The following is a 24,171-nucleotide window of genomic DNA, read 5'->3' as shown; positions in this document are numbered from 1 at the left end:
GCCCGGAAGCGTGCGGTCAGGAAAGGGGCCTAGAAAACGGTCCAGTCGAGGACCACCTTGCCGCCGACGCCGGCGCGGGCCACCTCGAAACCCTTTTCCCAGTCGGTGGCCGGCAGCGTGTCCGTGACCACGGCCGAGATGTTTGCGTGCAGGGCAGGGTTGGAGGAGAGCATGGCGCTCATCGCGTACCAGGTCTCGAACATTTCGCGGCCGTAGATGCCCTTCATGGTCAGCATGTGCGTGACCACCTTGCCCCAGTTGATGTCGATGGACTGGCTGGGCAGTCCCAGCATCGCGATCCGGCCGCCGTGGTTCATGTTGTCGATCATCTCAGGCAGCGCGGTGGGGTGTCCCGACATTTCCATGCCGATGTCGAAGCCTTCGCGCATGCCGAGTTCGCGCTGGGCGTCCTTGACCCGCATTTTCGAGACATCGATCGCGAGGTCGACGCCGAGCCTGCGGGCCAGTTCCAGCCGGGGCGCGGAGACGTCGGTGATCGCGATCTTGCGGGCGCCCGCGTGACGGGCGACGGCGATCGCCATCAGGCCGATGGGTCCGGCGCCGGTGATCAGCACGTCCTCGCCGACCAGCGGGAAGCTCAGAGCGGTGTGGACGGCGTTGCCGAAGGGGTCGAAGATGGCGCCGAGTTCCGGGGTGACCGAGGGGTCCTGGTGGACCCAGACGTTGGTCTCGGGGATCACCACGTACTCGGCGAAGGCGCCGTCGCGCTGGACGCCGACGCTGACGGTGTTGATGCACATCTGCCGGCGGCCGGCGCGGCAGTTGCGGCAGATTCCGCAGACGATGTGGCCTTCGCCGGAGACCCGGTCCCCCACCTTGACGTCCAGGACGTCCTCGCCGGTCTCCACGACCTCGCCGTAGAACTCGTGGCCGGCGATCAGGGGGGCGTTGATGATGCCCTGCGCCCAGGCGTCCCAGGCCTGGATGTGCAGGTCCGTGCCGCAGATGCCGGTGGTCATGACGCGGATCTTGACGTCCCCGGGGCCGGTCTCCGGCTCGGGACGGTCGACGAGCTCGAATCCTGCGTGGGCGCCGGCTTTGTAGAGAGCCTTCATGGGCCTTCCTAACTGTGCTTTTGGGGTCCTGCTCCGCGCGTTCTGTTCCGCGTGTTCTGTTCCGCATGCGGGGCCGGCGTGTGGGTCAACTCACCCCATTAGACCCACCAGAAAGCATTAGCACAACCGAATTCTTCTCAATCGACGAATTAGCAATTGCTGTTGCATAGAATGGCTGGCATGGAAATCCACCAGCTGGAGATGTTGCGCGAACTCGGAGCACTGGGCAGCGTCAAGGCCGTCGCCGAAACCCTCCTGGTGACGCCGTCGGCCGTGTCCCAGCAACTGGCCGCGCTGCAGAAGACCGTGGAGGTGCCGCTGACCCGCAAGGAGGGCCGGAACCTGGTGCTCACGGAGGCCGGGCAGGTGCTGGCGGACGCCGGGGCCGCGGTGGTCAGCGCGATGGCGGATGCGAAGATGGCGATCGGCGCCTACCACGGCTCACCGGTGGCGCCGGTGACGCTCAGCGGTTTCCACAGCGCCGGGCAGGCATTGTTCGCGCCGCTGGCCCGGCTGCTGGACGGCCCGGGCCAGCCGCGGATCCTGCTCTCCGACGAGGACGTCGCGCAACAGGATTTCCCGGCCCTTACGGCGCGCTACGACCTGGTCCTGGCGCACCGGATGGACCACAGCCCGCGCTGGCCCGAGGAACGCGTCGCGGTGATCCCGCTCGCGCATGAGCCGCTGGACGTGGCGCTGCCGGCCGGGCACCGGCTGGCCGGCCAGCGCGCGGTGACGGCGGACGACGTCGTGGGCGAACCGTGGGTGACGAGCCGCGCCGGCTACTCCCCCGCCGACGTGCTTTCCGCCGTCGCGGCGGTCTCCAGCCGTGAGCTGAACATCGTGCACCGCATCAACGACTACTCGACCGTGGCGGCGCTCGTGGCGGCCGGCGGCGTGATCGGCCTGCTGCCGCGGCACACCGCGCGGCCTGTGCTGAACCCGAACATTGTGCTGCGGCCGCTGGAGGGCATCAGCACCCGGCGCCGGATCGACGTCCTGGCCCGGCCGGAGAACCTTAAACGCACATCGGTCATGATGGTCTGCGAAGCACTGCAGACCATCATGACCGATCTAGTGGGCGGCTAGGGGCTAGCCCTCGACGCCGAGGCGCTGGAGGATCAGCTCGCGCACGCGGCCGGCGTCGGCCTGCCCGCGGGTGGCCTTCATGACCCCGCCGACGATCGCGCCGATCGCCTGGATCTTGCCGCCGCGGATCTTGTCCGCGACGCCGGGCTGCGCGGCGAGGGCCGCGTCGATCGCTTCGAGAAGCGGGCCGTCGTCGGAGACCACGGCGAGGCCGCGTTTCTCGACGATTTCCGCCGGGGTGCCTTCGCCGGCGAGCACGCCGTCCAGGACCTCGGAGGCCATCTTGTTGTTGATCTTGCCGTCCTCAACCATCTTGTTCAGTTCCACGATGGTGGCCGGGTTGACGCCCAGCTGGCCGGGATCGACGTCGGCGTTCTTGGCGCGGCCGACGATCTCGCCCATCCACCATTTGCGGGCCACGGTGGCGGTGGCGCCGGCTGCGATGGTTTCCTCGATCTCGTCCATGACGCCGGCGTTGACGACGTCGCGGAACTCCAGGTCCGAGTAGCCCCAGTCGGCCTGCAGCCGCTTGCGGCGCGCGGCCGGCGGCTCGGGCAGGGTGGCCCGGAGCTCCTCGACCCATTCGCGGGACGCGGTGATCGGGACCAGGTCAGGTTCCGGGAAGTAGCGGTAGTCGTCGGCGTCGGACTTGGCCCGGCCCGACGTCGTGGTCCGCGTGTCCTCGTGCCAGTGGCGGGTTTCCTGGATGACCGGCTCGCCGGAGTCCAGCACGGCGGCGTGCCGCTGGATCTCGTAGCGGACCGCGTGTTCGACGGCGCGCAGCGAGTTGACGTTCTTGGTCTCCGAACGGATGCCGAAACGTTCGCGGCCGTGCGGGCGCAGCGAGACGTTGGCGTCGCAGCGGACGTTGCCGCGCTCCATCTTCGCGTCCGAAACCCCGAGGTTCTTGACGATCTCGCGGACGGCGGCCACGTAGGCCTTGGCGAGTTCGGGGGCGCGGCTGCCGGCGCCCTCGATCGGCTTGGTGACGATCTCGACCAGCGGCACACCGGAACGGTTGTAGTCCACCAGGGAGTAGTCCGCGCCCTGGATGCGGCCGGTGGCGCCGCCCATGTGGGTCAGCTTGCCGGCGTCCTCCTCCATGTGCGCGCGTTCAATCTCGACGCGGAACACGGTGCCGTCGGACAGCTCGATGTCAAGGTAGCCGTCGTAAGCGATGGGCTCGTCGTACTGGGAGGTCTGGAAGTTCTTCGGGGTGTCCGGGTAGAAGTAGTTCTTCCGGGCGAAGCGGCAGGTCTCGGCGATCTTGCAGTTCAGCGCCAGGCCGATCTTGATCGAGGACTCGATCGCGGTCTTGTTCACCACCGGCAGCACGCCGGGCATGCCGAGGTCCACCTCGTTGACGTTGGTGTTCGGCTCATCGCCGAAGACGTTCGGCGCGGAGGAGAACATCTTGGTCTTGGTGTTGAGCTCCACGTGGACCTCGAACCCCAGGACGGGATCGTACTTGTCCATCGCCTCTTCGAAGCTGAGGGTTGCGTCAGTCATTAGTGTGAGCCTCCGTGGCTTGAGGCGGCGGCAGCCGCAGAAGTAGCAGTGAGCGAGGGGGCCTTTTCCAGCAGCGGGCCGCCCCACTGCGCCTCGAGCAGGGATTCCAGGACCGCGCCGACGCGGTACAGGCGGGCATCCTGGCGGGCCGGGGCCAGGAGCTGGATGCCCACGGGCAGTCCGTCCTCGTCGGCCAGGCCGCCGGGCAGGGACAGGCCGGGGACGCCTGCCATGTTCGCCGGGATGGTGGCGACGTCGTTGAGGTACATCGCCAGCGGGTCGTTGAGCTTCTCGCCGAGCTTGAACGCCGTGGTCGGCGCCGTCGGGGAAATCAGCACGTCGGCCTTTTCGAAGGCGGCGTCGAAGTCGCGCTGGATCAGGGTGCGCACCTTCTGGGCCGAGCCGTAGTAGGCGTCGTAGTAGCCGGCGCTCAGGGCGTAGGTGCCCAGGATGATGCGGCGCTTGACCTCGTCGCCGAAGCCGGCGGCGCGGGTGGCGCCCATGACCCGCTCGATGGTCATGGGACCGTCCTTGGGCAGGACCCGCAGGCCGTAGCGGACGCCGTCGAACTTGGCCAGGTTGGAGGACGCCTCCGACGGCATGATCAGGTAGTAGGCGCCCAGGGCGTACTTGAAGTTGGGGCAGGAGACCTCGACGATCTCGGCGCCCGCGCCCTTGAGCAGCTCGAGGGATTCGTTGAAGCGGTTCTCGACGCCGGCCTGGTAGCCCTCGCCGTGGAGCTCCTTGATGATACCGATCTTCATGCCCTCGACGTTGCCGGTCCGGGCCGCGGCCACGAGGTCCTCGAGCGGGTCCGGCAGGGAGGTGGAGTCGCGCGGATCGTGCCCGCCAATCACCTGGTGCAGCAGGGCCGAGTCGAGAACCGTGCGCGAGACCGGGCCGATCTGGTCCAGCGAGGAGGCCATGGCGATGGCGCCGTAGCGGGAGACGCCGCCGTAAGTGGGCTTGACACCGACAGTGCCGGTGACGGCGCCGGGCTGGCGGATGGACCCGCCGGTGTCGGTGCCGAGGGCCAGCGGGGCTTCGAAGGCCGCGACGGCGGCAGCGGAGCCGCCGCCGGAGCCGCCGGGGATGCGGTCCAGGTCCCACGGGTTGTGCGTGGGCCCGTAGGCGGAGTGCTCGGTGGAGGAGCCCATCGCGAATTCGTCGAGGTTCGTCTTGCCCAGGATCGGCATCTTGGCGGCGCGCAGGCGCTCGACGACGGTGGCGTCGTAGGGGCTGTGCCAGCCTTCGAGGATCTTCGAGCCGGCCGTGGTGGGCTGCCCGATCGTGACGATGAGGTCCTTGACGGCGATCGGGACGCCCGCGAGGACGTGGAGCTCTTCGGCGGCGGCACCGCCGGCGGCGCGGATCGCATCCACTTCGGCGGCGACGGCGAGCGCCTCGTCGGCGTTGACGTGGAGGAAGGCGTGGACCTTGCCGTCGACGGCGGCGATGCGGTCCAGGTAGGCCTGGGTGACCTCGACGGCGGTGATCTCGCGGGCGGCCAGCTTCTCGGCGAGCGCGGCGGCGGAGAGGCGGATCAGTTCGTTGTTCTCAGTCATGGTCTTAGTCCTCATCCAGGATTGCCGGGACCTTGAAACGGCCTTCGTACGCGTCGGGGGCACCGGAGAGGGATTGCTCGGCCGTAAACGTGTGGCCCACGACGTCCTCGCGGAACACATTGGTCAGCGGAATTGGGTGGGACGTGGCCGGGACGTCATCACCGGCGGCTTCACTGACGGACTTCACTGAATCCACGATGACGGCGAGTTCGCCGGCCATCCTGTCCAGCTCTTCAGCACTCATCTCGATGTGCGCGAGTTGCGCGAGATGCGCGACGTCGTCGCGGTTGATCGCAGCCATGGATCTCCCCTGCAAGGTATGGATAATTTTCCGTCCCAGTCTACGTGGGTTGGACGGTGGTTACTGTCCGCCGCCTGGAACGACGACCACAAACAACGCGGGGTCACTTACGGTCCATCCGGAGGTCCCGAATGGGCCGTAAGTGACCCCGCGTTGGTTGGTGTTGTTGGGAGTGGTTAGCCGATGCCGATGGCTCCGGTGAGCACTCCGACGCCGAGCATCACCAGGGAGATCACGGCCGTGCGCCACAGGACCTTCTTGTGGTGGTCGCCCAGGTCCACCTTCGCGAGGGAGACCAGGAGCAGGATGGCCGGCACCAGGGGGCTCTGGAGGTGGAAGGGCTGGCCGGTGATGGAAGCGCGGGCCATGTCGGCGGCGCTGACGCCGTAGTGGGCCGCCGTTTCGCTCAGGACCGGCAGGACGCCGAAGTAGAAGGCGTCGTTGCTCATGAAGAACGTCATCGGGATGCTCAGGACGCCGGTGATCACGGCCATCAGCGGACCCATGTCCGACGGGATGATCTGGACCAGCCATTCCGACATGGCCTTGACCATGCCCGTGCCGTTGAGGACGCCGGTCAGGACCGAGGCGGCCATGACCATGCTGACGACGGCGACGATCGAGGGAGCGTGCGCGATCAGCTGGGCGCTCTGGTCCTTGACCTTGGGGAAGTTGACCAGCAGGGCGATGGCGGAGCCGACCATGAAGACGAACGGGAGCGGAATGACGTTGGCGACGAGCGTCACCATGACCGCGACCGTGAGGCCGAGGTTGAACCAGAACAGCTTGGGACGGAGGGTCTTGCGGTTGGGGTCCAGGGCGGTGTCGGCCATGGCGGAGTCGCGGTCGTCAACGAGGGAATCGGCGCGCTCCAGCACTGCAACGGACGATCCTTCCGGGGAGAGCCCGGCGGGCGAGGCTCCGGGGCCCTTGCGGCCGCGGGGGATGCCGGTACCGCCGGCCGCGGTGCCGCCTGCTGCGCCGTCTGCGTCGCCGTCGAAGGCTGCGGCTGTATACGGGACGCCCCAGATCTCGGGGGCGACGGCGCGGAGGCGGTTGCGTTCCTGCAGGCCGAGCAGCCAGGAGAAGACCAGCACGACGATGAGCCCGGCGATGAGGGACGGGACCATGGGCACGAAGACATCATTGACGTCGAGCTTCAGCGCGGAGGCGGCGCGGGCGGTGGGGCCGCCCCAGGGCAGGATGTTCATGGTGCCGTTGGCCAGGCCGGCCACGCAGGTCAGGACCACGGGGCTCATCTTCAGCCGCAGGTAGACCGGCAGCATCGCCGCGGTGGTGAGGATGAAGGTGGTGGAGCCGTCACCGTCGAGGGAGACCGCTGCCGCGAGGATGGCCGTGCCCAGGACCACCTTGGCGGGGTCGTTGCCGAGCTTGCGCAGGATGAACCGGACCAGGGGGTCAAAGAGCCCGACGTCGATCATCAGCCCGAAGTAGATGATCGCGAACATCAGCAGCGCGGCGGTGGAGGTCATGGATTTCATGGAGTCCATGACCATCGGGCCGATCCCGAGGCCCGCGCCGGCGAAAAGCCCGAAGACTGTGGGAACAATGATGAGCGCCAGCACCGGCGTCAACTTCTTCGTCATGATCAGCACCATGAATACCGCGATCATGGCGAATCCTAGTAATACCAGCACGGCCGGCTCCTTCTTCGTTGAATGACACCACTCCGGTGTGATGCGCACTACAGACGTTAGAGTGGCGCCCGTCACGACTGGGCCTTTGGCTCAATTGATTGGCATACTGCTTATTGGATGCATTTTGCGCATTTTGCTCACGTCCGTACCAACCCCAGGCAGGAGCCCGATGAAGCGCCGCACAGCTCTGCCGACCCTGCGCTTTTCGACCCAGACACTGCTACTGCAGCTCGGCGTCGTGGCGCTGGTTGTGCTGCTGAGCAGCGCCGTCCACGCCTGGCTGAGCTACGACAGGCTGGGCCGCGAGGCGGAGAACCAGGCGCTGACCCTGGCCCGGACGGTGGCCTCTGACCCCTCAGTGCGGGCAGAGGTCCAGTCCATCAGCGCTCTTCCCGCCGCTCCCCCGGCCGCCGAGTTGTTGGCCGGTCCGTTGATGGCTGCCGCGGAGGGTGCCCGCACCCGCACCGGGGCCCTGTTCGTGGTCATTACGGACGAGACCGGCATCCGGCTGGCGCACCCCGACGCGGAGCGGCTGGGCGAAAAGGTCAGTACCGACCCCTCGGACGCCCTCGCGGGCCGGGAGGTCACCACGCGGAACACGGGCACGCTGGGCCCGTCCGCCGGCGCCAAGGTCCCGGTGTACGCCCCGGAATCGACGGCGGTGGTTGGCGAGGTGAGCGTGGGCTACTCCACCGAGACGATCAGCCAAAGCCTGGCCCGGGACATCATCCCCATCGCCGTCACGGCCACCGGCGCGTTGCTGGCCGGCGTGCTCGCCTCTTTCCTGCTGCGGCGTCGGCTCCAGCGGCTGACCCTCGGGCTCGAACCCGAGGAGATCAGCACCCTGGTGCACGACCAGGTGGCCGTGTTGCAGGGCGTCGACGACGGCGTGATCGGCGTTTCGGCCGACGGCAGGGTCAGCGTTTTCAACGCCGCCGCCCAGCGGCTGCTCGGTGTCCCGGACCTCGCGGGCACGGCCTGGGCCGCCGCACCGGTCCCGGAGCAGCTCAAGGCCCTGACCCGGGCCGATGCGGCCGAGGGCGAGGCGGTGGAACTCGTGGCCGGCGGCCAGGTGCTGGTGGTGAGCGCCCGCAAGGCCCTGCACGGCCGCGAGGACCTGGGCTGGGTGGTGATGCTGCGGGACCGGACCGAGCTGCAGCAGCTGACCCGCCAGCTCGACGCCGTCGGCACCATGTCCGCGGCTTTGCGGGCGCAACGCCACGAGTTTGCCAACCAGCTGCACACGATCGCCGGGTTCATGAGCATCGGCCAGCCCCAGCAGGCCCAGGACTATCTCGCCAAACTGGCCGGCACCGGGCCGCTGGCATTCCCGGTGGACCAGGCCGAGCTGCTCCAGGACCCCTACCTGCAGGCCTTCCTCGGTGCCAAGGGCGTCGAGGCGGACGAGCGCGGCGTGAGCCTCCGCCTCGGGCCGGAATCCGTGGTCCGCGGCCACGTCACCGAACCCCAGGACGTCACCACAGTCATGGGGAACCTGATCGACAACGCCGTGAACGCCGCCGTCGCCGGTTCCGCGGCCGAGCGCTGGGTGGAAGTCGAAGTGCTGGACGAACCGGGCATCAACGGAGGCGCCGGCACACTCCACATTGTGGTGGCCGATTCCGGCGACGGCCTGGGCGGCGGAATGACAGCCGCCGAGACCGAGGGGGTCTTCGCGGAGGGCTACACGACCTCGGTCCGGCCCGCGCGCCCTGGCGGAGGGCAGGGCCTGGGGCTGGCGCTGTCCCGGCAGCTCGCGCGCCGCCGCGGCGGAGACGTGCGGGTGCTCGAAGCCGGCTCCCCCGGCGGCCCGGGCGCCGTTTTCGTGGCCACGCTGCCGGGAACCACCGAACCGGGGCCAACGCTGCCGGGAAATACCGAATCTGGAATCACTGAAGCAAACCGGGAGGACAACGATGTCTGAAGATTTCAGGGTGCTGATTGTCGACGATGATTTCCACGTCGCCAAGCTGCATGCCGCCTATGTGGATTCGGTGGCCGGCTTCCTGGCGCTGCCGCCGGCCGGCTCGGCGTCCCAGGCGCTGCAGGCCATCCACAGCCTCCGCCCGGACCTGGTGCTGCTGGACGTCTACCTGCCGGACGCTTCGGGCCTGGACCTGCTGCACCAGCTGGACGTCGACACCGTGATCCTCAGCGCCGCCTCGGACACGGCCTCGCTGCGCCTCGCGTTCCGCCGCGGGGCACTGGGCTACCTGCTCAAGCCCTTCACGGCCGAATCCCTTTCGCAGCAGCTGCGCTCCTATGCACGCTACCGCCGGATCCTGGCCCAGCCGGGCTCCGTCAGCCAGGAGACGGTGGAGCGCGCCAAGCGCGCCCTGATCCCGGGCGACGTCGTCGCCTCGGCACGTCCCCGCTCCGCCACCGAGGCCGCGGTGCTGGAATCCCTGGTGCCCGGCGAGCAGTATTCAGCCGCCGACGTCGCCGCCCGGGTCGGCGTGTCCCGGGCCACCGCCCAGCGGTATCTGTCCGCGCTGGCGGACGACGGCGCCGTCGACATCCAGCTGCGCTACGGCACCACCGGGCGGCCCGAGCACCGTTACGGAATCCCCGCCCCGGCCGCCCGCTAGGCGCCGCGACACAAGCAGCGAAGCCAACCTAGGCGCCGTCGGGCTCCTTCTGTGCCGCCGCCTGCTCCGCCTGCACGGCCCTGTGGATGTTGCCGTGGATCATGTCCACCCCGATGCGCTCGATCACGCCGTCGCGCTCCAGGACCGCCCGGACCGCGGGCTTCAGCCGGGTCAGGCGCAGGTTGACCCCGGCCTCCCGGGCGAGGATGACGATGTCCGCCACCTTTGCCGCCCCCTGCGAGTCGACGAAGTTGATCCCGCCGCAGTCGAGCACGATCCCGGTGAGCCCCGGCGTCGACTGGATGACGTCGCGCAGGCGGTCCTCCAGTGCATCGGCCGTGGCGAAAAACAGGCCGCCGTCGAACCGGATCACGGCAATGCCGGGAACTTTCTCGTCGCCGGGATGCTCACCGGCATCGCGGAAGACCTGGGTACCGGGCTCGCGGCCCAGGTCGGGCATCTCCGGATGGGTCGCCACCCGGACGAGCCAGATGAGCGAGAGCCCGATCCCAATGACGACGCCCGCCAGCACGCCGAAGATGAGGGTCCCGATGATCGCCGCGACCGCAATCCAGAAGTCGAACTTCTGCACACGGGCCAGCCGCCGCAGCTCGGGCACGTTCATCATGCCCATGACGACGGCCTCGATGATCAGCGCCGCCAGCACGGGCTTGGGCAGGATCGAGAACAGCGGCGCCAGGAAGAGCAGCGTGAGCAGGACGGTGATCCCGGAGGTGAGGGAGGCCAGTCCGGTCTTCGCCCCCGAGTGGTCGTTCAGCGAGCTCGCGGACAGGCTCGTCGAGACGGGCATCCCCTTGAAGAGACCCGAGGCGATGTTGGCCATTGACTGGGCAATGGATTCCTGGTTGATGTCGATCTGGTAGCGGTGTTTGGCAGCGAACGCCCTCGCATCCCCGGCGGTCTGGGAGAAACCGATCAGGACCAGCGCCACCGCCGCGAGCGCCACGGTGCCGACGTGGTCCCACATGAGCTGACCGTCCGGGACCTGCAGCGAGGGCAGCCCGCTGGGTACGTCGCCTACCAGGGCCACGCCTTTGGCCCCGAGACCGAAGAGCGCCTCCGCCGCCAGTCCGCCCACCACCAGGACCAGGGCGCCGGGGACTTGGGGAGCGATGGCTTTCAGCCCGAAGACGACAGCCAGCGCGATGACCCCCACCACCACGGTGGTCGGCTGCGCCTCGCCCAGGGTGCCCAGCCAGGACCACAGCTCCTGGAGCGGGTTGGAGCCGGTGACCTCGGTCCCGGTGAGTTTGGGGAGCTCGCCGATCACGACGTCGATCGCCGCGCCGAAAAGGAAGCCGGTGACCACGGCCTTCGAGAGGAACTGCGCGATCCAGCCCATCTTGAAGACGGCAAGAATCAGGAACAGGATCCCGGAGGCGAGGGTGATTCCGGCAACGAACGAGGCGATATCCTGCTCGCCGGTGATGCCTGCCGCGAGCACGGCGCTCGCGGCCACCGCCGCCAGGCCCGAGCTCGGGCCCATCGAGATCTGCCGGCACGTGCCGAAGATCGCGTACACGATGGCGCCGGCGGCCGCGGCATACAGCCCGTTCTGCAGCGGAATCCCGGCGATGCCTGCGTACCCGAGGTTCTTCGGAACGATCAGGGCCGCGACGGTGACCCCGGCAATCAGATCGCCGCGCAGCCACGAGCGGTCATAGGAGCGGAACTGGCCGATGAGGGGGATCCTGGCGGGCCCCTGCCCGGGTGCCTTGGTCATGCGCTCTTCTTACTCCAAGTCCGGCGGTTCCGCCAGAGTCCCCCCGGCCCCCGCAACGCCCCGGGCAAGCGTCGCTTTGGCCCTAGGCGGCGCTCTTTTGGGCGACGAGTTCGATCTCGACGAGCATCTTGGGATCCAGGAACGGCAGCACGTGAACGAGGGAGAGCGTGGGGCGGATGTCGCCGAAGACCTCGCCGTGGGCCCGGCCGGCCTCTTCCCACTGGCTGATGTCCGTCAGGTACAGCTTGGACTGCACCACGTCCTCGAAGCCGAAGCCGGCGTCGGCCAGCACGGCGCCGAGCTTCTGCAGGATGTAGCTGGTCTGGGTATAGAAGTCTTCGCCCACGATTCCGTCCTCGCCGCTGGCGGCGGTCGCGGAGATGTAGAGGGTGTTGTCCACCTGGACAGCCCGGGAATAGCCGAGGGTCTGTTCCCAGGTGGAGCCGGTACCGAAGGTCTTGCGCATGGTGGGCCTTTCGCAGTTGCCGCAGGGATCGGCACAACTGTAGGGCGCCGGACGGCCGGGCCGCCAAACCGGGTTGATTTGTGTCGGCGGACCTGCGCGGGGCCACCGCCCCGGCTAGAGTTCCTGGCGGTAAACGAGCAGTTTGATGTCCGTGCCCGGCACGAGCCAGTCGCGCTCCGGCGCCCGAACGAAGCCGGTCTTCAGGTAAAGGCCGTGGGCGCTTTCCCAGCTCTCGCCCGTGGTGAGGGCCACGGCGTGGATACCGGGAAGGGCCCTGGCGTGCTCGATGATGGCCTGGACCATGGCCTTGCCGGCACCGCTGCGCTGCACGGAGGGGTCCACCACGAGCATCCTGAACTCGAGCTCGTCGCTGAAGGCGATGTCCGCGTAGGGCTCGCCGGCGACCGCCAGCGTCACGGAGCCGAGGATCCGGCCCTCACGCTCGGCGACCCAAACCGTCGCGGCCGCCGCGCGCTGCCCGACGTTCTGGATCTGCTGCATGTAGGGGTGGTCGGCGCTCTCAAAGTAGCCTGCAGCCAGGTAGGCGTCCCGGGTGATGCGCGCTATGGCGTCGAAGTCGGCCGGAACGGCGGGGCGAATGAGGATCTGCGAAGGCACCTGTCAATGGTACGGGCGCCCGGCCCGGGCCGTGCCCGGAAAGGCCGTTTCCGTGACTGAACTATCACTCAGGCGCATCTGACAGGCGTAGAGCCGGCCCAGCGGGACGACGTTAGAGCGGGAATTTGCCGGAGAGTTCCAGCGGACCGGCGCACGTCCATGCGGCCAGGCGTTCGTCGTCGGAGGGGCCGCCGGCCAGGGGGCTGGTGAGCCGCGGCCGGCGCACCCAGCAGCCTGCCTCCTCGGCGATCAGGGCTCCGGCGGCGAAGTCGTGTTCGTTGAGCCCGCGCTCACCGTAGGCGTCGTGCGTGCCGTCCGCCACGAGGCACAGGTCCAGAGCCGCGGACCCGAGCCGTCGCATGTCGGCGAAGCCGTCCATCAGGCTGCCGAGGCCTGCGGCCTGTTCCGCCCGCACGCCGGGATCGTAGCTGAAGCCCGTGGCCAGGATCTGGCCGGCCCGTCCGGGGACCGGGCCGAACAGGGCGGTCACCTGGCCCTGTTCCTGGAGCCAGGCGCCCTCGCCGCGGGACGCGTAGTAGGTGCGTCCCAGCGCCGGTGCGCTGACGACGCCGGCCAGCCAGACGCCGTCGGCGTCGGCCACCGCCACGGAGGTGGCGTAGTAGACGATGTTGCGGATGAAATTGGTGGTGCCATCGAGCGGGTCGATGGACCAGCGGTAGCCGCTGGGCTCCGTCGGCAGGACGGTGCCGCCCTCCTCCCCCGTGATGATGTCCCACGGCCGGGCGGCGGTGATGACGTCCCGGACGGCGGCTTCGGCGGCGAGGTCGAAGGCGGTCACCCAGTCTCCTGAGTCGCCCTTGTTGCTGGCGTCCAGGGCCGCAGTCTTCCGGGTGGCCAGGACGGCGGCCCCCGCCGCGGCGGCCGATTTGGCCAGTTCGAGCAGCCCCGGAACGCCAGGTGCGGGAGGACCCGCGGAGTGGGAACTCATTCGGCGGCCGGCCCGTTCGCCAGCAGGGCACGGAAGCCGTCCTCATCCAGGACCGGGACGCCGAGCTGTTCGGCCTTGTCCAGTTTGGTGCCGGCGTTCTCGCCCGCCACCACGTAACTGGTGTTCTTCGACACCGATCCGGCCGCCTTGCCGCCGCGAATCAGGATGGCTTCCTTGGCCTCATCGCGGCTGAAGCCCTCGAGGCTCCCGGTCACCACCACGGTCAGCCCCTCCAGCGTCCTGGGCGTCGACTCGTCGCGTTCGTCCGCCATCCGGACGCCGGCGTCCGCCCAGCGGTCCACGATGTCGCGGTGCCAGTCCTCGGCGAACCATTCAGTCAGCGCCTGGGCGATGACCGGGCCCACGCCGTCCACGTGGGCGAGCTCCTCCTCGGAGGCCTGCCGGATGGCGTCCATGCTGCCGAACGCGGTGGCGAGGGCGCGCGAGGCCCGCGGGCCGACGTGCCGGATGGACAAGGCCACCAGGATCCGCCACAGCGGCTGGGATTTCGCTTTTTCCAGCTCCCGGAAGAGCTTGTCCGTCGTGGCCGTGGGCTTGGACGGGGTCTTGGTGGTGGCCTTGGTGAAGAAGTAGGGCACCAGCTCGAATTCCCCGGTGCCGGCGCCCTTGGAGCGCTTCTCCCGGCGGACACGGACGTCCGCGAGCTGCTCCGGAGTGAGGTCGAACAATGTCGCCTCGGTGGTCAGCGGCGGCTCCGCGGGCTCGGCCGGCTGGGTCAGTGCGATGGCGGCTTCCCAACCGAGGGCCTCGATGTCGAAGGCGCCGCGGCCGGCAAGGTGGAAGACGCGTTCGCGCAGCTGGGCCGGGCAGGACCGGGAGTTGGGGCAGCGGATGTCCACGTCCCCTTCCTTCCCGGGGGCCAACGGCGTGCCGCACGCGGGGCATTCGGTGGGCATGATGAAGTCGCGGACGGGAGGGTGCTGCTGGTCCCGCAGCGCCAGCACCGGGCCCACAATTTCCGGTATCACGTCTCCGGCCTTGCGCAGCACCACAATGTCGCCGATCTTCACGCCCTTGGCCTTGACCACTTCCTGGTTGTGCAGGGTGGCCATTTCCACGGTGGAGCCGGCAACCTTGACCGGTTCCATCACGCCGTACGGGGTGACCCGGCCGGTGCGGCCGACGTTGACGGCGATGTCGAGCAGCTTGGTATGGACCTCTTCGGGCGGGTACTTGTAGGCCACTGCCCAGCGCGGCACCCGGGTGGTGTAGCCCAGGGCCCGCTGGGTGGCGAAGTCGTCCACCTTGATCACAATGCCGTCGATCTCGTGGGTGAGGCTGTGCCGCTTGTCGCCGTAGCGCTTGATGAATTCGAGCACGTCGGAAAGCCCGGCCAGGACCTCGAAATACGGGCTCGTCGGCAGTCCCCACTCGGCCAGCTTGCGGTAGGTCTCGGACTGGCTGGCGGTGTCGAGACCCTCGCGGGCGCCGATGCCGTGGACGTACATCCGCAGCGGCCGCTTGGCGGTTTCCGCGGGGTCCTTCTGCCGCAGCGAACCCGCGGCGGCGTTGCGCGGGTTGGCCAGCGGCGCCTTGCCGGCCTCGATCAGGGCTTCGTTGAATTCCGCGAAGGCCTGCGACGGGATGAAGACTTCGCCGCGGACTTCCACCTCCGCCGGGAAGCCGGTGCCGCTGAGCTGCTGCGGGATTTCCTTGATGGTCAGGACGTTGTGCGTGATGTCCTCGCCGGTGGTGCCGTCCCCGCGGGTTGCGGCCCGGACCAGGGCGCCGTCGCGGTAGAGCAGGTTGACGGCCAGGCCGTCGATCTTCAGTTCGGTGAGCCACGACGGCGGGTTCCCGCCGTTGCCGAGCTTGGCGACGCCCGCCTCGGCCTTGACCATCCAGGCCTCCAGCTCCTCGAGCGAGAAGACATCCTCCAGGCTGTACATGCGCTGCAAATGCTGCACGGCGGCAAACGCCGCTGACACCTCGCCGCCGACTTCCTGCGTGGGCGAATCGTTGGCCACCAGTTCCGGATGCATGGCTTCGAGCGTTTCCAGCCGACGGTAGAGCTCGTCGAACTCGGCGTCGGAGATGATCGGCGCGTCCTGCTGGTAGTACGCAAAGCGGTGCTTGCGGACCTGCTCCACGAGGTCCTCGTACTCCGCACGGATGTCCCCGGACGGGACCTGCTCCCCCGCGGGGCCTTGAGGGTCCGTGACGTGCCCGGGGGCTGCTTCGGCTGCTTCTTCAGTCCCTGCTGCGGTCTCTGCTGCGGTCTTCCCTGTGCTCACAGACCTATCCTGCCCTAGATCCCCGACATTGTCCGGTCCAGGGTCCGGTCTGGGGTTCGGTCCGGCCACAGATCGAACAGGTGATCACCTCGCCCGGCCCGGGGACGAATTCTGCGCCGGTGGAGAGCCGTGCTAGCCGCTGTTGACGACGGCCAGATCGGCGGCCGGGCGGTCGCGCACGCCCAGTTTCGTGAGCGCGAGTGGGCCAAGGACGGTTCCGCTGAGGATGATGCCCGCGAAGATCAGGCATGAGAGCTGCCACGATCCACCGTCGTACAGCAGACCCGCCAGCAGCGACCCGGCTGCTGCCCCGAGCATCTCGGAGTTGGTCAGCAGGCTCATGCCGCGGCCCACGCGGTGCCGGTTGACCTCAGCTACGACTGCCCGCTGGATCGGCAGCAAGATCGCCCATGAGGCACTCGTGAGTACCCAGAGCGCGGCGATCACGAGCGGGCTGGGCGTGAACGCGAGGCCGGCCGCAGTCAGTGCCGACGCGACGGACGCGAGGACGTATCCCGTACGCCGGCCCCGCCGTTCAACGAACCGGTGCAGCGCTCGTGGCATAACCGTAAGCACGATGCCGCCCGGCAGGTAGATGAGTGCAATCTGGTAGACCTCCAGCTCAAGCGCCTTCTGCAGGTGAAGCAGCAGGAGCAGCGACACACCGGCTTCGGCGACTGCGGTCATCAGCGCGATCAGCAGCAGCGGGGCGAGGCGCCTGCCTTCGCCCCGGAACCCGTCCAACGGCTCCTCCTGCGGTGGCGCCAGGAACTTTGGCACGCGGAGCAGCAGGACCGCGGCGATAATACAGGCAACGGCGAGGGTCCCGAAGACCCCGCTGAAGCCGGTCAGAGGCAGCAGGACCATCGCTGGAATCCAGAAGAACCACGATCCGAGTGCTTCGGAGGACAGCAGCCCGGCCAGCGAGCCGGAGTCGCGATCGAGGAACTCGGCCGCGATTGCCCGGACCGCAATCCAAAAGAACGCGCCGCCGATACCGCCAACAATTGCAGCGGCGAAGGCGAGCGGCAGCGACGTCGCGACGGCGTAGCCGACGCAACTCACCGCGTAGAGCACGGCTCCGGCCGCAGCCGCTGTCGTTCGCACCCGGGTGTCCACCAGCCAGCCGGAAATCGGACGTGCGATCACCGAGACGACGAGCTCGACGGCGACGAGGGCTCCGATCGCGCTTGGCCCGATGCCGAGTTCAATGCCGCCCCAGAGCGGGATCAGGAAGTCCATTATTTCCGCGGACCCTCCAATCAGGGTTGCGGCAGTGCCCGCTGCTTTCCTTCGATCCGGCTTAGTCCCCATGCCCGCGATCCTAAGGGACGAACCGCGAATTCGGTCTGACGCTGACCGCGAGGTCAGGCTGGCTCGTCCACGTTTGCAGTCCGGGCGTCGACCACGATCGCCGTGATGTTGTCCCGGCCGCCGCTGCGCAAGGCCGCCTGGATCAGTTCGTCCACGGCCGCCTGGGGGTCGGCCTCGGCCGCGAGGATGCCGGCGATCTTCTCATCGCTGAGTTCGCCGTTGAGGCCGTCGGAGCAGACCAGCATCCGGTCGCCGTCTTCAAGGGGAACCAGCCAGAAGTCGGCCTCGGAGTCATCCCCGGTTCCCAGCGCCCGTGTCACCACGTGCCTGCGGGGGTACACGGCGGCCTCGGCCTCGGTGATCTGGCCGGTGTCGAGGAGTTCCTGGACTTCGGAATGGTCCACGCTGATCTGTGCGAGCTGGCCGTGGCTGTACCGGTACGTGCGGGAGTCTCCGATGTTGAGGACAAGCCAGTACGGAACGTCCTGTTGTTCCACCACCACGACGCCGGACAGGGTGGTTCCGGCACGCGATCCGGTGGCGTGACGGATGCCCGCATCGGCCATGAGCAGGTACTCCTGCAGGATGTCCGCCGTCGCATCCCGGCTGCCGGTCTTGGACTGTGGCAGCTCGGCCAGGGTGCGCACGCAGATGCCGCTGGCAACTTCGCCGGCCTCGTGCCCGCCCATGCCATCCGCCACGGCGAAGACGGGGTCAGCGGCAATGAAGGAGTCCTCGTTCGCCTCGCGGCGCAGTCCCCGGTCCGTGCCGTACCCGCAGCGCAGTAGCGGTCCCTGTTTTCCGTCCGAGGGCGGGATGGGGGCGTCTGGCGATGGGTTCATGGCGGTCCTCAATACAGTGGTGCGCGGCTTCACTGGTGCGCGGGGGTTGACGGCGTTCACAACCCGGCCGGATCGCAACTGCCGGTCCGACTATTGCATACGCGCCGCTCAGCTGAGAAGCCCGCCACGGCCTGCCGCCGGGCTGATCCGGCGTTCAGTCCAGGATCAGGCCCCGGCCGCTGCCGGGCTGCAGCTGCACCGGGTGGATTTCACCGAACCCGCGGACGTCCTCGGCCGGCCGGGGCACCAGGACGAAGCGTTCGTCCTGCTCCAGCGCGGCCGCGGTCATCGAATCCACCAGCACGGTTCCAGGGTCCGCGAGAGCCGTCAGGCGGGCGGCGAGGTTGACGGTGGGTCCGTAGATGTCGCCGAGGCGGGAGAGGATGCGGCCCCAGACCATGGCCACGCGGGCCTGGGGCAGGATCTCGTCGTCGGTGAAGGCGCGGGACAGGGCCAGGGAAATCTCGGCGCCGGCCGCCGGAGTCTCGGCAATGTACAGGACCTCGTCGCCGACGGTCTTGACCAGCCGGCCGCCGCCGACCGAGATGATTTCGGCGCACTTGTTCTCGAAGCGCTGCACCAGCTGGGCGAGCGTCTTCTCGTTCATCCGGCGGGACAGGCTGGTGTAGGAGACAAGGTCGGCGAAGCCGACCGCCCGGGCCAACGGCAGGGGCGCATCGTCTTCGTCGCCTTCACGGCCCTCTTCGCTGGACTGCAGCCCGGCTTCGGCCCGGACGGCCAGGCGCTGCACACCGGCGTTGAGCTGGCGGCGCCAGGAGTAGGCGAGCATCTCCTCGAGGGGGTCGATCAGGTTCGGCAACTCGCTGACGAGCCGCTTGCGGGCGACGGCGTCAGTGACGCCATGTTCCTGGACCATGTCCTCCACGAGGGCCTCGATCTGCCACACCACCATCCGGTCGGTCATCTGGCCGATGGCCCGGGTGATGGAGATTGCGGCTTCCTCGGTGAGCTTGCCGTCGCGCACCAGGTCCACGATGGTGGACAGGGCGGCCTGGTCACGCTCGGTGAAGGCGACATCTTCATCCCCGAGGTTGGGAAAACCCAGGGCGCGCCAAAGTTTCCGGGCAGAGAGCAGCGAGAGCCCCGCACCGGCGGCGACTTCACGACGCCGAAGCTTGCGTTCTCCGCCCAGCAGCCGCGCTTCCAGGGCCTTGGCGGCGAGCCGTTCAGCGGACATCGTGCCGGTGGGCGGGGCCACGGGTTCAGGTTCGGCGGGTTCGTCGGGCTCGACTTCGTCGGGCTCGACTTCGTCGGGTTCGGCGGCGGGTTCGATGAGCGCGCCGGCTTCGGCGCCGAAGGCGGTCCCGGCGTCGCTGTCGGCGGCAGCCGAACCGGCGGCGTCCTCGGGCTCCCGGGGCAAATCCGGGGCAGCGAGATCGATGTCCTGGTGGACGTTCTCAGCGTTCATCTCTTCCACCTTCTCTCGTCTCCCACGGCCAGGCCTCGCCCGGGTTGTAGGTCATGCCATCGGCGCCGGACACCTCGCCCTGCGGGAGGTCGTCGATGGCGTCCAGCAGGAAATTACGGAATGTCGCGACCTCCGGGACATCGGGGACCACCGTTCCAAGGGGGTACCCGGTCTCCAAGGATATATTCCCGGAGTGCAATAGGCGCTGCAACAAGGATTGCTCAATGGCCACATGCCGGACGGCGGCGAGGGGTATCTGTTCATCGCGCCGCCGTAACATGCCGTATCGGGCAACTATGCGCTGGCTGGTGAGGATGTAGCGGGTGGCGTGCCACGCAATGACCCGCGGGAGGCAATAGCCCAGCAGCACCCACGCCGCCAACGCCAGGCACACGGCGAGGAGCCAGGGCGTCCACTCTTTCGGGACGAGGGGGACGAGCCGCGCCGGACCACCCTTGACAACCCAGGCGCAGGCGTACGCGGCCAAGGCCGGAACAACAATGAACATCAGCGCCGGGACAATGAGCATCCTGGGCTGGGGCCGGGTCACCACAATCACTTGCTCTCCCGGCAGGAGCACTCTACGCATAGCCGCTTTCTGCTCCGCCGCTGCCGGTGCCCTGGCCGCCGGTCCCGGCCGGGTTCCACGGCCTCAGGTGCACGACGTCGCCGGCGGTCACCACATGTTCATGGCCCGCGGCATCGACCACCAGGAGTGAGCCGTATTCGTCCAGGCGCGTGGCGTGGCCAATGATCTCGTGGTCGCCCGGGAGTTGGGCCCGGACCTGCTTGCCGAGGGTTGAGAGGAGGTGCTCCACGCGTTTGTGCAGCGACGGGCCACCGGCCATGCCGGCGGTGGGGTCGCCGTCGGCGTTGCAGAAACTCCGGTACAGGGTGGCGAAGCGGGACAGGTAGCTCTTCAGGAGCTCCGTCCGGTCCACTGTGTCGGGATTCTCCAGCAGCACGGAGGTGGCGGTGGGAACCGGGAGTTCGGGCTCCGTCAGCGTGACGTTCAGGCCGGCGCCGAGGATGACCGGCGGCGCGCCGCCGGCGCCGAGCGGGCCGAGCTGGGCCAGGATGCCGGCGATTTTCCGGCCCCGGACCAGGACGTCGTTGGGCCATTTGAGTTCCGCCGGAAGGCCTGCCGTTTCCGTCAGGGCCTCACGCAGGGCGAGGGCGGCCAGGAGGGAGAGCCAGGAGTACCTGTGGGTCGGCAGCGGCCGGCCGGCCGCGTTGACTGGCAGGAGCACCAGGGAGACGGAGACCGAACTGCGGGCCGGCGCCTCCCACCGGCGGTCGAGCCGGCCGCGCGCGTCGCTCTGGTACTCGGCGGTCAGCACTGACAGGTCCGGCCACGCGCCGGGTTCCTCGGTCACCCCGCGGAGGAGATCGGCGTTGGTGGAGCCGGTGGACTCAAGCACCGTCAGGCGCGGAATTCCGTTCGCGGACAGGAACGCCTCATCGCTGAGGGCACTCAGGTCCAGGGGCGGACGGTCCGGGGTTTCCTGCGCGGTTTCCATCCTTGAATCCTACCGAGGAAAGCGCACCGGGGCCCCGGCCGTCTGCCTCACATGCCTCCGCCGAAACTCCCCACCTTTGGCCGGGGTGTCCGGCGTGTCGGCCGGACACACCGCTGATTCCGGCGCCCGGACGCCAAATGAGGGGAAATTCCGCAGGGCAGACGGCCGCAAAACACCCAGCAAGTTCAGAGGAAGATGTCCGGGACGAGCTGGTTCTCGGGCGCGCCGAGGCTGTACGGGCTGAAGTCCGTCACCCCTGCCGCCGCGAGAACCTGTTCATCGGTGTAGAAGTTACCGCTCCGGCTGCCGTGGGCGGGGACCGCGTTGCCGCCGGTCAGCACGGCGTGGGCGGCGTCGGCCATGATTTCGGGGCTGCGGGCGCCCTTGACGATCATGTCGCCGCCGGGCATGTTGCGGATCGCCGCGGTGTCGATCAAGGTGCACGGCCAGAGCGAGTTCACACTGACGCCGTCGGCCTTGAGCTCCTCGGCCAGCCCCAGCGTGGTCAGGCTCATGCCGTACTTGGCCATGGTGTAGGCCAGGTGCAGGCCGGCCCACTTCGGATCCAGGTTCAGGGGCGGGGAGAGCGTGAGGATGTGCCCTGCATCGGATGCCCGCAGCGCCGGCAGTGCCATCTTCGAGAGCAGGAAGGTGCCACGGACGTTGATGTCCTGCATGAGGTCGTAGCGCTTCATGTCCACGTCGTCGGTCGAGGAGAGGTCGATCGCCGAAGCATTGTTGATGACGACGTCGATCCCGCCAAAGCGGTCCACAGCGGCGCCGACAGCCCCGGCGACGTCGGCGTCGTTGCGCACGTCGCCGACCAGCGGCAACGCTTGGCCGCCGGCGGCCTCGATCTGTTCTGCCGCGGTATACACGGTGCCCTCGAGCCTGGCGTGCGGCTGGCCGGTCTTGGCCATCAGGACGATGTTGGCGCCGTCCCGGGCTGCGCGGAGCGCGATGGCCAGGCCGATGCCGCGGCTGCCCCCCGAGATGAGGACAGTGCGGCCCTGGAGGGAACCGGCGGCCTGGTACGGCCCTGTGGCGGTGCCCGAAGCGTCGTTGCTTGAAGTCATGCCCACACTCTAGCCGACCAATGTTACTGGCGGGTAACAAAGTGGTGAGGGAGCTTCGCGGCGGGAAAATTGTAGGTTCCCTACAGCGGCACCGGCCAATACCGTCACTAGACTTGCCAGCAGAGCCCTGCTTTTGTGGATTCCAGCCAAAGGACCCCACGCGACGGGCGCCGTACAACCTTGCGACAGAGCCGGAGAAACTTGATGAGCCACGATCTGACCACGACTGCGGGAAAGATTGCAGATTTCCGCGACCGCCAGGCCCGTGCCGAACAGCCCTCCGGCCCGGAAGCGATCGCCAAGCAGCACGCGCGCGGCAAGAACACCGCCCGCGAGCGCATCGACCTGTTGCTGGACGCCGGCTCCTTCGTCGAATTCGATGCGCTGGCCGTGCACCGCTCCACCGCGTTCGGCATGGAGAAGAAGAAGCCCCTCGGCGACGGCCTCGTCTCCGGCTACGGCACGGTGGACGGCCGCCCGGTTGCGGTCTACAGCCAGGATTTCTCCGTCTACGGCGGCTCGCTGAGCCAGGTCAACGGCGAAAAGATCGTCAAGGTCCAGGAGTTCGCGCTGCGCAACGGCTGCCCCGTGGTGGGCATCCTCGACGGCGGCGGTGCCCGCATCCAGGAGGGTGTCGCCTCCCTGGCGATGTTCGCGGACATCTTCCGCAACAACGTCCACGCCTCCGGCGTCGTCCCGCAGATCTCGCTGATCATGGGCCCCTCCGCCGGCGGCGCGGCCTACTCCCCCGCCCTGACCGACTATGTGGTCATGGTGGACAAGACCTCGCACATGTTCATCACCGGCCCGGACGTCATCAAGACCGTCACCGGCGAAGACGTGGACATGGAAACCCTCGGCGGCGCCCGGCAGCACAACGCCAACACCGGCACCTCGACTTACCTGGCCTCCGACGAGGCCGACGCCGTCGAGTTCGTCCGCGAACTGCTCGACTTCCTGCCCTCCAACAACCTCGCCGAGGCCCCGGTGCTGGAGCACCAGCAGGAACTGGAGGTCGACGACGACGACCTCGCCCTGGACGCGCTGATCCCGGACTCGGCCAACCAGCCGTACGACATGCGCAAGGTCATCGAGCAAATTGTCGACGACGCCCACTTCCTCGAGATGCAGTCCCTCTATGCCCCGAACGTGATCATCGGCTACGGCCGGGTCGAGGGCCACACGGTGGGCATCGTGGCCAACCAGCCCATGCAGTTCGCCGGCACCCTGGACATTGCGGCCTCGGAAAAGGCCGCCCGCTTCGTCCGGCACTGCGATGCCTTCAACATCCCCATCATCACGCTCGTGGACGTGCCGGGCTTCCTGCCGGGCAAGGACCAGGAGTTCCAGGGCATCATCCGCCGCGGCGCCAAGCTGCTCTACGCGTATGCCGAGGCCACCGTGCCCAAGCTGACCGTGATCACCCGCAAGGCCTACGGCGGGGCCTACATCGTGATGGGCTCCAAGAAGCTCGGCGCGGACCTCAACCTGGCCTGGCCCACCGCCCAGATCGGCGTCATGGGCGCCCAGGGTGCCGTGAACATCCTGTACCGCCGCGAACTCGCCGCGGTGGCCGAGGACGGCGGCGACGTCGAGGCCAAGCGCGCCGAGGTGATCCGCCAGTACGAGGAAGAGCTGCTCAACCCCTACCAGGCCGCCCAGCTCGGCTACGTGGACGCCGTCATCGCACCGTCCGAGACCCGGCTGCAGATCATCAAGGGCCTGCGCGCCCTCCGGGACAAGCGGGCAGCCCTGCCCGCCAAGAAGCACGGGAACATCCCGCTGTGATCCCCACCCGCCCCCTAACCTCGCAAGTCCCCACCGGCTCCCAGCCTTCGCAAGCTCAGGCCGGGTCCCTCGCCGGCGTGGGCCCACGGCCAGAAGGACCCGCCGACAGCCTCGACTCGCCGCTTCTCTCAGTCGTGAAGGGCGAACCGACGCCGGAAGAGCTGGCGGCGCTGACCGCCGTCGTGCTGTCCCTGGGGCAGACCCAGCAGGCGGCACCGGAAAGCCCCGGCGTCCGGCACTGGGTCCGCCGGCAGCAGCTTCGGCTGGCGCCGAGGCCCGGTCCGCAGGCCTGGCGCCGCAGCCTGGGCTGAGCCGACGCGGTTCAGCGTCCTGGCAAGGCCTGCCCGCAGCCGAAATCTGCACGGGAGAGTTGCGCGCGAAAAA

Annotated in this window: 21 protein-coding genes; 5 read left to right on the top strand and 16 right to left on the bottom strand. The window is 68.5% G+C overall.

The window, feature by feature from the left end; all coding sequences use genetic code 11:
• Positions 1-29: 29 nt before the first annotated feature.
• The gene (gene tdh, locus AC1DNG_RS09135) at positions 30-1,076 is read right to left on the bottom strand and encodes an L-threonine 3-dehydrogenase (RefSeq protein ID WP_223914081.1); all 1,047 of its coding nucleotides are present in this window, start codon (positions 1,074-1,076) and stop codon (positions 30-32) included.
• Positions 1,077-1,256: 180 nt separating this feature from the next.
• On the opposite strand from tdh, the gene AC1DNG_RS09130 reads away from it, so the two are divergent.
• Positions 1,257-2,165 (top strand): LysR family transcriptional regulator, encoded by a 909-nt coding sequence (locus AC1DNG_RS09130; RefSeq protein WP_476887197.1) that lies wholly within the window; start codon positions 1,257-1,259, stop codon positions 2,163-2,165.
• A 3-nt stretch (positions 2,166-2,168) separates the two neighbouring features.
• Here the strand turns inward: AC1DNG_RS09130 and gatB are convergent, their stop codons facing one another.
• From gatB to AC1DNG_RS09110, 4 genes are all read right to left on the bottom strand, one after another.
• Positions 2,169-3,674 (bottom strand): Asp-tRNA(Asn)/Glu-tRNA(Gln) amidotransferase subunit GatB, encoded by a 1,506-nt coding sequence (gene gatB, locus AC1DNG_RS09125; RefSeq protein ID WP_476849365.1) that lies wholly within the window; start codon positions 3,672-3,674, stop codon positions 2,169-2,171.
• Positions 3,674-5,239, bottom strand: coding sequence for an Asp-tRNA(Asn)/Glu-tRNA(Gln) amidotransferase subunit GatA (gene gatA / locus AC1DNG_RS09120; protein WP_476887196.1), 1,566 nt, complete (start codon positions 5,237-5,239; stop codon positions 3,674-3,676). The genes gatB and gatA overlap by 1 nt, the downstream gene beginning before the upstream one ends.
• Before the next feature lie 4 nt (positions 5,240-5,243).
• Entirely contained in the window at positions 5,244-5,540 is a 297-nt protein-coding gene (gatC, locus tag AC1DNG_RS09115; protein WP_026537696.1) for an Asp-tRNA(Asn)/Glu-tRNA(Gln) amidotransferase subunit GatC, read from the bottom strand.
• 176 nt (positions 5,541-5,716) lie between these two features.
• Positions 5,717-7,198, bottom strand: coding sequence for a CitMHS family transporter (locus tag AC1DNG_RS09110; protein ID WP_476887195.1), 1,482 nt, complete (start codon positions 7,196-7,198; stop codon positions 5,717-5,719).
• 169 nt (positions 7,199-7,367) lie between these two features.
• Here AC1DNG_RS09110 and AC1DNG_RS09105 point away from each other — a divergent pair, with 169 nt between their 5' ends.
• Both AC1DNG_RS09105 and AC1DNG_RS09100 read left to right on the top strand, forming a co-directional pair.
• Positions 7,368-9,122, top strand: coding sequence for a sensor histidine kinase (locus AC1DNG_RS09105; RefSeq protein WP_476887194.1), 1,755 nt, complete (start codon positions 7,368-7,370; stop codon positions 9,120-9,122).
• Positions 9,115-9,786, top strand: a complete 672-nt coding sequence (locus AC1DNG_RS09100; RefSeq protein ID WP_476849361.1) for a response regulator — start codon at positions 9,115-9,117, stop codon at positions 9,784-9,786. The genes AC1DNG_RS09105 and AC1DNG_RS09100 overlap by 8 nt, the downstream gene beginning before the upstream one ends.
• Before the next feature lie 28 nt (positions 9,787-9,814).
• On the opposite strand, the gene AC1DNG_RS09095 is transcribed toward AC1DNG_RS09100, so the two are convergent.
• From AC1DNG_RS09095 to AC1DNG_RS09045, 11 genes are all read right to left on the bottom strand, one after another.
• A complete protein-coding gene (locus AC1DNG_RS09095) occupies positions 9,815-11,530 on the bottom strand; it encodes a SulP family inorganic anion transporter (protein WP_476849360.1) in 1,716 nt (571 codons plus the stop codon).
• A gap of 82 nt (positions 11,531-11,612) precedes the next feature.
• Positions 11,613-11,996 (bottom strand): RidA family protein, encoded by a 384-nt coding sequence (locus AC1DNG_RS09090; RefSeq protein ID WP_476849359.1) that lies wholly within the window; start codon positions 11,994-11,996, stop codon positions 11,613-11,615.
• 114 nt (positions 11,997-12,110) lie between these two features.
• A complete protein-coding gene (locus tag AC1DNG_RS09085; protein WP_028278313.1) occupies positions 12,111-12,614 on the bottom strand; it encodes a GNAT family N-acetyltransferase in 504 nt (167 codons plus the stop codon).
• Positions 12,615-12,726: 112 nt separating this feature from the next.
• Positions 12,727-13,563: an inositol monophosphatase family protein gene (locus AC1DNG_RS09080; RefSeq protein ID WP_476887193.1), complete on the bottom strand. Its 837-nt coding sequence runs from the start codon at positions 13,561-13,563 to the stop codon at positions 12,727-12,729.
• Positions 13,560-15,818: an NAD-dependent DNA ligase LigA gene (ligA, locus tag AC1DNG_RS09075; RefSeq protein WP_476887192.1), complete on the bottom strand. Its 2,259-nt coding sequence runs from the start codon at positions 15,816-15,818 to the stop codon at positions 13,560-13,562. Before ligA ends, AC1DNG_RS09080 begins: the two co-directional genes overlap by 4 nt.
• Positions 15,819-15,950: 132 nt before the next feature.
• Positions 15,951-17,132, bottom strand: coding sequence for an MFS transporter (locus AC1DNG_RS09070; RefSeq protein ID WP_476887191.1), 1,182 nt, complete (start codon positions 17,130-17,132; stop codon positions 15,951-15,953).
• Positions 17,133-17,185: 53 nt separating this feature from the next.
• Positions 17,186-17,974: a PP2C family protein-serine/threonine phosphatase gene (locus AC1DNG_RS09065; protein WP_476887190.1), complete on the bottom strand. Its 789-nt coding sequence runs from the start codon at positions 17,972-17,974 to the stop codon at positions 17,186-17,188.
• Positions 17,975-18,128: 154 nt separating this feature from the next.
• The gene (locus AC1DNG_RS09060; RefSeq protein WP_476887189.1) at positions 18,129-19,403 is read right to left on the bottom strand and encodes an adenylate/guanylate cyclase domain-containing protein; all 1,275 of its coding nucleotides are present in this window, start codon (positions 19,401-19,403) and stop codon (positions 18,129-18,131) included.
• Complete coding sequence (locus AC1DNG_RS09055; RefSeq protein ID WP_476887188.1) at positions 19,393-19,992, bottom strand: PH domain-containing protein; 600 nt, start codon at positions 19,990-19,992, stop codon at positions 19,393-19,395. Before AC1DNG_RS09055 ends, AC1DNG_RS09060 begins: the two co-directional genes overlap by 11 nt.
• A complete protein-coding gene (locus AC1DNG_RS09050) occupies positions 19,985-20,923 on the bottom strand; it encodes a biotin--[acetyl-CoA-carboxylase] ligase (RefSeq protein ID WP_476887187.1) in 939 nt (312 codons plus the stop codon). The genes AC1DNG_RS09055 and AC1DNG_RS09050 overlap by 8 nt, the downstream gene beginning before the upstream one ends.
• 185 nt (positions 20,924-21,108) lie before the next feature.
• On the bottom strand, positions 21,109-21,999 hold the full coding sequence (locus AC1DNG_RS09045; RefSeq protein WP_476859097.1) for an SDR family oxidoreductase: 891 nt from the start codon (positions 21,997-21,999) through the stop codon (positions 21,109-21,111).
• Positions 22,000-22,203: 204 nt separating this feature from the next.
• Here AC1DNG_RS09045 and AC1DNG_RS09040 point away from each other — a divergent pair, with 204 nt between their 5' ends.
• Together AC1DNG_RS09040 and AC1DNG_RS09035 are read left to right on the top strand one after the other, a co-directional pair.
• Complete coding sequence (locus tag AC1DNG_RS09040; RefSeq protein ID WP_079551557.1) at positions 22,204-23,787, top strand: acyl-CoA carboxylase subunit beta; 1,584 nt, start codon at positions 22,204-22,206, stop codon at positions 23,785-23,787.
• Positions 23,788-23,864: 77 nt separating this feature from the next.
• Positions 23,865-24,098 carry an acyl-CoA carboxylase subunit epsilon gene (locus AC1DNG_RS09035; RefSeq protein ID WP_459385969.1) on the top strand — a complete coding sequence of 78 codons (234 nt, stop codon included), beginning with the start codon at positions 23,865-23,867 and terminating at the stop codon, positions 24,096-24,098.
• Positions 24,099-24,171 lie beyond the last annotated feature (73 nt).

The organism is Arthrobacter sp. 01T425 (assembly GCF_056398725.1).
Note: the sequence above shows the minus strand (reverse complement) of the source record. Positions and strands in the feature narration are given on the sequence as shown.

Coding starts and splice junctions, on each gene's coding strand:
- tdh (WP_223914081.1), bottom strand. CDS start 1,076: ATGAAGGCTCTCTACAAAGCCGGCGCCCACGCAGGATTCGAGCTCGTC.
- AC1DNG_RS09130 (WP_476887197.1), top strand. CDS start 1,257: ATGGAAATCCACCAGCTGGAGATGTTGCGCGAACTCGGAGCACTGGGC.
- gatB (WP_476849365.1), bottom strand. CDS start 3,674: ATGACTGACGCAACCCTCAGCTTCGAAGAGGCGATGGACAAGTACGAT.
- gatA (WP_476887196.1), bottom strand. CDS start 5,239: ATGACTGAGAACAACGAACTGATCCGCCTCTCCGCCGCCGCGCTCGCC.
- gatC (WP_026537696.1), bottom strand. CDS start 5,540: ATGGCTGCGATCAACCGCGACGACGTCGCGCATCTCGCGCAACTCGCG.
- AC1DNG_RS09105 (WP_476887194.1), top strand. CDS start 7,368: ATGAAGCGCCGCACAGCTCTGCCGACCCTGCGCTTTTCGACCCAGACA.
- AC1DNG_RS09100 (WP_476849361.1), top strand. CDS start 9,115: ATGTCTGAAGATTTCAGGGTGCTGATTGTCGACGATGATTTCCACGTC.
- AC1DNG_RS09095 (WP_476849360.1), bottom strand. CDS start 11,530: ATGACCAAGGCACCCGGGCAGGGGCCCGCCAGGATCCCCCTCATCGGC.
- AC1DNG_RS09090 (WP_476849359.1), bottom strand. CDS start 11,996: ATGCGCAAGACCTTCGGTACCGGCTCCACCTGGGAACAGACCCTCGGC.
- AC1DNG_RS09080 (WP_476887193.1), bottom strand. CDS start 13,563: ATGAGTTCCCACTCCGCGGGTCCTCCCGCACCTGGCGTTCCGGGGCTG.
- AC1DNG_RS09070 (WP_476887191.1), bottom strand. CDS start 17,132: ATGGGGACTAAGCCGGATCGAAGGAAAGCAGCGGGCACTGCCGCAACC.
- AC1DNG_RS09065 (WP_476887190.1), bottom strand. CDS start 17,974: ATGAACCCATCGCCAGACGCCCCCATCCCGCCCTCGGACGGAAAACAG.
- AC1DNG_RS09060 (WP_476887189.1), bottom strand. CDS start 19,403: ATGAACGCTGAGAACGTCCACCAGGACATCGATCTCGCTGCCCCGGAT.
- AC1DNG_RS09055 (WP_476887188.1), bottom strand. CDS start 19,992: ATGCGTAGAGTGCTCCTGCCGGGAGAGCAAGTGATTGTGGTGACCCGG.
- AC1DNG_RS09050 (WP_476887187.1), bottom strand. CDS start 20,923: ATGGAAACCGCGCAGGAAACCCCGGACCGTCCGCCCCTGGACCTGAGT.
- AC1DNG_RS09045 (WP_476859097.1), bottom strand. CDS start 21,999: ATGACTTCAAGCAACGACGCTTCGGGCACCGCCACAGGGCCGTACCAG.
- AC1DNG_RS09040 (WP_079551557.1), top strand. CDS start 22,204: ATGAGCCACGATCTGACCACGACTGCGGGAAAGATTGCAGATTTCCGC.